The sequence below is a fragment of the Chitinophaga sp. genome (genome assembly GCF_036569125.1).
Classification (GTDB): Bacteria; Bacteroidota; Bacteroidia; order Chitinophagales; family Chitinophagaceae; genus Chitinophaga.
In genome coordinates this window covers 1-5,190 of record NZ_DATCRF010000709.1, presented here as the reverse complement: position 1 = coordinate 5,190, position 5,190 = coordinate 1, and the positions used below count along the sequence as shown (strand labels likewise).

Annotated in this window: 5 protein-coding genes, 1 tRNA gene and 2 pseudogenes; 5 read left to right on the top strand and 3 right to left on the bottom strand. The window is 47.1% G+C overall.

From position 1 onward, the window contains the following. From VIM87_RS26335 to VIM87_RS26325, 3 genes and pseudogenes are all read right to left on the bottom strand, one after another. A pseudogene (locus VIM87_RS26335) lies at window positions 1-661 on the bottom strand (primosomal protein N'); the annotation flags it as partial. 4 nt (window positions 662-665) lie between these two features. Then, window positions 666-1,439, bottom strand: coding sequence for a lysophospholipid acyltransferase family protein (locus VIM87_RS26330; protein WP_331999871.1), 774 nt, complete (start codon window positions 1,437-1,439; stop codon window positions 666-668). A 134-nt stretch (window positions 1,440-1,573) separates the two neighbouring features. Beyond that, on the bottom strand, window positions 1,574-1,999 hold the full coding sequence (locus VIM87_RS26325; RefSeq protein WP_331999870.1) for a DUF4258 domain-containing protein: 426 nt from the start codon (window positions 1,997-1,999) through the stop codon (window positions 1,574-1,576). A 116-nt stretch (window positions 2,000-2,115) separates the two neighbouring features. On the opposite strand from VIM87_RS26325, the gene mtaB reads away from it, so the two are divergent. The 5 genes and pseudogenes from mtaB to VIM87_RS26300 all read left to right on the top strand — a co-directional run. Continuing rightward, window positions 2,116-3,393 (top strand): tRNA (N(6)-L-threonylcarbamoyladenosine(37)-C(2))-methylthiotransferase MtaB, encoded by a 1,278-nt coding sequence (gene mtaB / locus VIM87_RS26320; protein WP_331999869.1) that lies wholly within the window; start codon window positions 2,116-2,118, stop codon window positions 3,391-3,393. A gap of 92 nt (window positions 3,394-3,485) precedes the next feature. After that, on the top strand, window positions 3,486-3,902 hold the full coding sequence (parS, locus tag VIM87_RS26315) for a type II toxin-antitoxin system Xre/ParS family antitoxin (RefSeq protein ID WP_331999868.1): 417 nt from the start codon (window positions 3,486-3,488) through the stop codon (window positions 3,900-3,902). Between the two features lie 6 nt (window positions 3,903-3,908). Next, the gene (locus tag VIM87_RS26310) at window positions 3,909-4,361 is read left to right on the top strand and encodes an RES family NAD+ phosphorylase (RefSeq protein WP_331999867.1); all 453 of its coding nucleotides are present in this window, start codon (window positions 3,909-3,911) and stop codon (window positions 4,359-4,361) included. Between the two features lie 84 nt (window positions 4,362-4,445). After that, window positions 4,446-4,520 (top strand) — tRNA-Val (locus VIM87_RS26305). A gap of 164 nt (window positions 4,521-4,684) precedes the next feature. Further along, a pseudogene (locus VIM87_RS26300) lies at window positions 4,685-5,190 on the top strand (hypothetical protein); the annotation flags it as partial.

The window sequence follows — 5,190 nt, the reverse complement described above, 5'->3', positions numbered from 1 at the left end:
GGTAAGCCAGCAGCAACTCCATTTGTTTGGGCGCGCGCCCCAGCTCATTGAACAGGGCCGACAGCTGCTCTTCCTGCTCATAAGCGGGGTGCAGCTGCACGTAGTTTTCCTTCTTCTCTTTATAGGCTTCTTTCAGCTCTTCAAATACCAGGCATACCTTTTTTTCTATAAGCTTTTTAATGGTGCTGTACACATCGGCCTTATCCAGGATCAGCTGCACTTCGCCAATACGCAGCTCTTTGCGCACCAGCAGGGCTTCTGCTATCAGGTATTCATCCTCATCCAATGAGGTCATATCATCGCCGAAGGCATCATTATATAATAAGATGGTTTCGCTGGAAAGTTTAAGATGGGCGGGTAAGGCGGCATTCAGCACCTCTCCTTCTGTACACATGTAATAAGATGCGATCCATTGCCAGAAGGATAACTGTGCCGGGTATACGACAGGCTCTTTATCCAGCAGGTCAAGCAGCGGTTTGGTTTTATAATCCAATGGCGCCTGCCCATGTACTGCTTTTACAATACCGGCATATTTTTTCTGGCGGCCCAGCTGTACGGCTACGCGGCTGCCTGCCTGTATGGTATCTTCCATACCGGCTGGTATGGCGTACGTATAATTTTTGGGTAAGGCCAGTGGTAATATTACATCTGCGTATTTCATGGATCTAAATAGCCTTCTCCAGCACCGAATCCTGGTACTGGGAGTGCTCCTTCAGGGCTGTGTACATGATATTAAATACTTTGTCTTTCAGCGCAGGTATGTCTTCCATGGTAAGCCCGTCCACTGGTATGGATGGGAGGAATAACACCCTGCAGCGCCCCGGTGAGAGATCCAGCATTTTTTTATTGGAGAACCGGATACCGCTGTCAAGGTACAGCACCGGCTTTAAAGGCGTTTGTGTTTCAATGGCTATACGAAAAGCGCCGTTGTGAAAAGGCGTTAGCAGCTTATCCGTTTCATTGGTGGTGCCTTCCGGGAAAATTAGCACAGATACTTTCTGCTTTACCATATACATCATTTCCCGCACGCTGTTGGAACGGCCCTTTGCGCTGGACCTATCCACCAACACCACCGACTGTTTATAAATGAAACCGAAGAAGGGGATCTTTTTCATTTCAATCTTACCCAGGGGGCGGAAAGGTAGGCCCATCACCTTTACTGCAATACACGCATCCAGGTAAGAACGGTGGTTCACCACGTAAAGGAAGGTGCCTTTTTCATGATTATCCTCATGGATCTTACGGACCCATATACCTACCAGCGGAAACCAGAGATGGGCCCACAGGCGCAGGAAATAAAAAGTGATATTACCTCCTTTTATTTTTCCCAGCAGGGATGCCAGGGCAATAAAAGGAAGGATGAGGAACATGATCCCCAGCCATACCAACAACGCGTATACCACATATATTACCTGTATTGGTCTTAGCAACAATTTCATAAAAACACGGATCCCTGTTTAGGTGAACACCAAACCGGAAAATTAAGCAAGAATTACCAATTCTCAACTACGAATTATCAAATTACAAATTACGAATACCGTATATCTCTCATTCGTAAATGTTTATCTCCATCTCAGTCGCAATTACAGGTCCAGTGTTTGTCAAGGTCAATGCAGGTAACAACGCGGGTAGCATCGTCACAGGGTGCAAAGACAATGCGTAAATGCTGGCCTTCGTGGGAGTAGCCTTCCAGGGCATAGGTAGGACAAGGGCGGTCGTGCAGGTTGGATTTGGCCAGGTCAATACGGCCCTGGGCCATAATTTCCTGTACCTCTTTTTCAGTAACATGGCGGCATTCCATCCGGCAGCGGGCATGTACGGTATATTCCAGGCGTGCGGTACGGTCAAACTCCGGAACATCGTCCACCATTTCCGGTATAGGCGGACCATCCGTGGAGGGCTTTTGCGGACTTCTCCACCATTGCCAGCGCCAGGCAATAGCCAGTAAAATGGCCAGTAACAGTACAGGGAAGTATTTGTGCAGTGCCCCCGGTTTCATGCATTCAGGATTGTAATGAGGTCAGCAATATATTAAACTTACACGCTTTTTCCCGTTTTTGCCGCAAAATCTGGGAAAACAACAAGTGATAAAAGTTCGTAACTTTGCCCTCCTTTATGATACAGGCAAAAACAGTGGCTTTTCACACCCTGGGCTGTAAGCTGAACTTTTCAGAAACCTCTACCCTGAGCAGGTTGCTGGAACAGGATGGTTTTGTGAAAACGGATTTTGACGGATTGGCCGATGTATATGTGATCAACACCTGCTCCGTTACCGACAATGCGGATAAGGAATGCCGGCAGCTGGTAAGGCGCATTCAGCGCCGCGCGCCGGAAAGCATGGTGGTAATAACCGGTTGCTACGCCCAGCTGAAGCCCCAGGAAATTGCCTCCATTGAAGGGGTAGACCTGGTACTGGGTGCTGCAGAGAAATTCAATATTACCGAACACCTGAAAACACTGACCAAAGGCGACAGCACCCGCATTTGCTCCTGTGATATTGAAGATGTTAACTCCTTTCACGCCTCTTACTCTTTACATGACCGTACCCGTACTTTCCTGAAAGTGCAGGACGGCTGCGACTATAGCTGTACTTTTTGTACAATTCCCATGGCCCGTGGCAAAAGCCGCAGCGACAGTGTGGAAAATGTGCTGGAACATGCCCGTACCCTGGCCGGCAATGGTGTAAAAGAAATTGTGCTCACCGGTGTAAACCTGGGCGATTTTGGCAAAGGCCTGCAGGGCGGCAAAAAACGCGAAGAGACTTTTTACGAGCTGGTACAGGCGCTGGAGCAAGTGGAGGGGATTGAACGTTACCGCATTTCTTCTATAGAGCCTAATCTGCTGAGCAACGAGATCATTGAATTTGTGGCCAACAGCCGCAAGTTTATGCCGCACTTTCATATTCCCCTGCAAAGCGGCAGCAATCATATACTGGGCCTTATGCGCCGCCGCTACCGCCGCGAGCTGTATGCGGAAAAAGTAGCGCTCATCAAACAGTTTATGCCGCACTGCTGTATTGGTGTGGATGTGATTGTGGGCTTCCCTTCCGAAAGCAATGAACATTTCCAGGAAACCTATAACTTCCTGCATGACCTGGATATTTCTTACCTGCACGTATTCACTTACTCTGAACGCGCCAACACACCTGCTGTAGATATTACTCCCGTAGTACCGGTAGCGCTGCGGCATGAGCGTAATAAAATGCTGCGTAACCTGAGCCATAAAAAGATGCAGTATTTCACGGAGCAGCATATTGGCGAAACCCGGAAAGTGTTGTTTGAGTCGCATCAGAAGGATGGTATGATGGAAGGGTATACGGATAATTATATTAAGGTTATTACGCCGTACCGGGCAGAATGGGTGAACGGGCTGGTGGACTGGGAGTTGAGGTAACTTTCTGATATACAAATAATTCAACCCCACCTTTAGAAATATTTCCAATTTCTCCGGAAATATTTCCGTATATTTACTTACAATCTTAATATATGAGAACAGGGAATGTGCTGGCTAAATATGAACCGTCTTTTGATAATGATATCACATTGTTGTTAAGCGCTAAAAAGGGGCTGAAACCCGAAGCGGTATTTGACTTTATTACGATCTCCCAATTTTCTGCCAACCTGGTAGAGCAACTATTGAATAAAACCATCAAAACTTTTACGAAATACAAAGAGCAGAACACGCCGCTGGATGCTACGGTGAGTGAGAAGCTGCTGAAGCTGTTTGCCCTGTACGATAAAGGCACAATGGTATTTGGCAATGTTAACGAGTTTAATAAATGGATGGCTTTACCCTCCTTTGGATTAGGGAACCAGGTACCTTTAGAATTACTGGATACCATTACCGGTATTGAATTAATTGCAGAAGAACTAACCCGCATTGCATACGGAGACATTGCTTAATTTATTATGATCGTTTACAGGATAACCCTGGCGGCTTATGCCAATGGATTGTTTGCTTCCGGCAACCCTGCCAGGTGGAATTCCAAAGATATAAAGGTGATCTACACGGCCGGTTCCAGGGCGCTGGCCTGCCTGGAAAATGTGGTGCACCGGAGCTCCCGCGGGTTACAGGGTAATTTCAGAACACTGTTAATTGAGATCCCTGATCATTTAAAGATCACTGTAATTGATAGAAAAACACTGCCTTTACACTGGTATCATTTTGCCAGCATGCCGTATACGCAGCATTTAGGGGATGAATGGGTAAAAGGCGGTGCTTCGGCCATATTGCAGGTGCCTTCTGTAATTATACCTGAGGAACAGAATTATATATTAAATCCTGCTCATAAAGATTTTAGCAAGATCAAATACCTGGGCAATGAGCCTTTTGAATTTGACAGCCGTATCAAAGAAAAATAAAGAGGCCAGGAAAAATTTGGCAAAATAAAAATAGTTTTTACCTTTGCAATCCCGTCAAACAAAAGGTTGACGGTAAAGGGAAAAGGGAGTTTAGCTCAGCTGGTTCAGAGCATCTGCCTTACAAGCAGAGGGTCGGCGGTTCGAACCCGTCAACTCCCACACAAGTACGAAGCCTTGCTATAATTAGCGAGGCTTTTTTATTCCTCCTCCCCTCCCCCAAATCTTTCCCCTACTCATGTGCACGGCACAAACATTGTTATTATCTTCGGTCCTGAACGGAGATATGAGCGTACGACCATCCGTTACCACCTGAAATCAACCAAATGAGCTTTTGGAAAATTTTTACCAGTCTGGCATTACTGGCTACTGTTACAGTGCAGGCACAAACGCCCGCCGGCGACAGCATTCGGGTAGCCATTGCTCCCAACTACGACAATGTGAGCGGCTTACACCGGGCTCTTTTTGGTGAAAGCTACCGTAAGCTATGGGCGGCACCTGTTACGTTAAAAGTATTCTACCTTTCAAAGGAAAAAGGAGGACTTACTATTTTACAGCAGGGTGGCGGTTTGCAAACCAGATCTTTACGCCTGCGCGATGCCAGCGGCCAGGAATGGGTATTGCGTACCATTCAGAAGTACCCCGAAAGAGCGCTCCCCAAGAACCTGAGAGCTACTGTTACCAAAGATATTTTGCAGGACCAGGTGGTAACCTCGCATCCTTATTCCGCCCTTACGGTACCCCCACTGGCTACGGCACTGGGTATTCCGCATGCCAATCCACAAATTGTGTATATACCGGATGATCCCGCCCTGGGCGAATACCGGAAAGA

What these genes read in the sequence shown, in the direction of transcription:
- VIM87_RS26330 (WP_331999871.1), bottom strand. Translation starts at nt 1,439, where the DNA reads ATGAAATTGTTGCTAAGACCAATACAGGTAATATATGTGGTATACGCG.
- VIM87_RS26325 (WP_331999870.1), bottom strand. Translation starts at nt 1,999, where the DNA reads ATGAAACCGGGGGCACTGCACAAATACTTCCCTGTACTGTTACTGGCC.
- mtaB (WP_331999869.1), top strand. Translation starts at nt 2,116, where the DNA reads ATGATACAGGCAAAAACAGTGGCTTTTCACACCCTGGGCTGTAAGCTG.
- parS (WP_331999868.1), top strand. Translation starts at nt 3,486, where the DNA reads ATGAGAACAGGGAATGTGCTGGCTAAATATGAACCGTCTTTTGATAAT.
- VIM87_RS26310 (WP_331999867.1), top strand. Translation starts at nt 3,909, where the DNA reads ATGATCGTTTACAGGATAACCCTGGCGGCTTATGCCAATGGATTGTTT.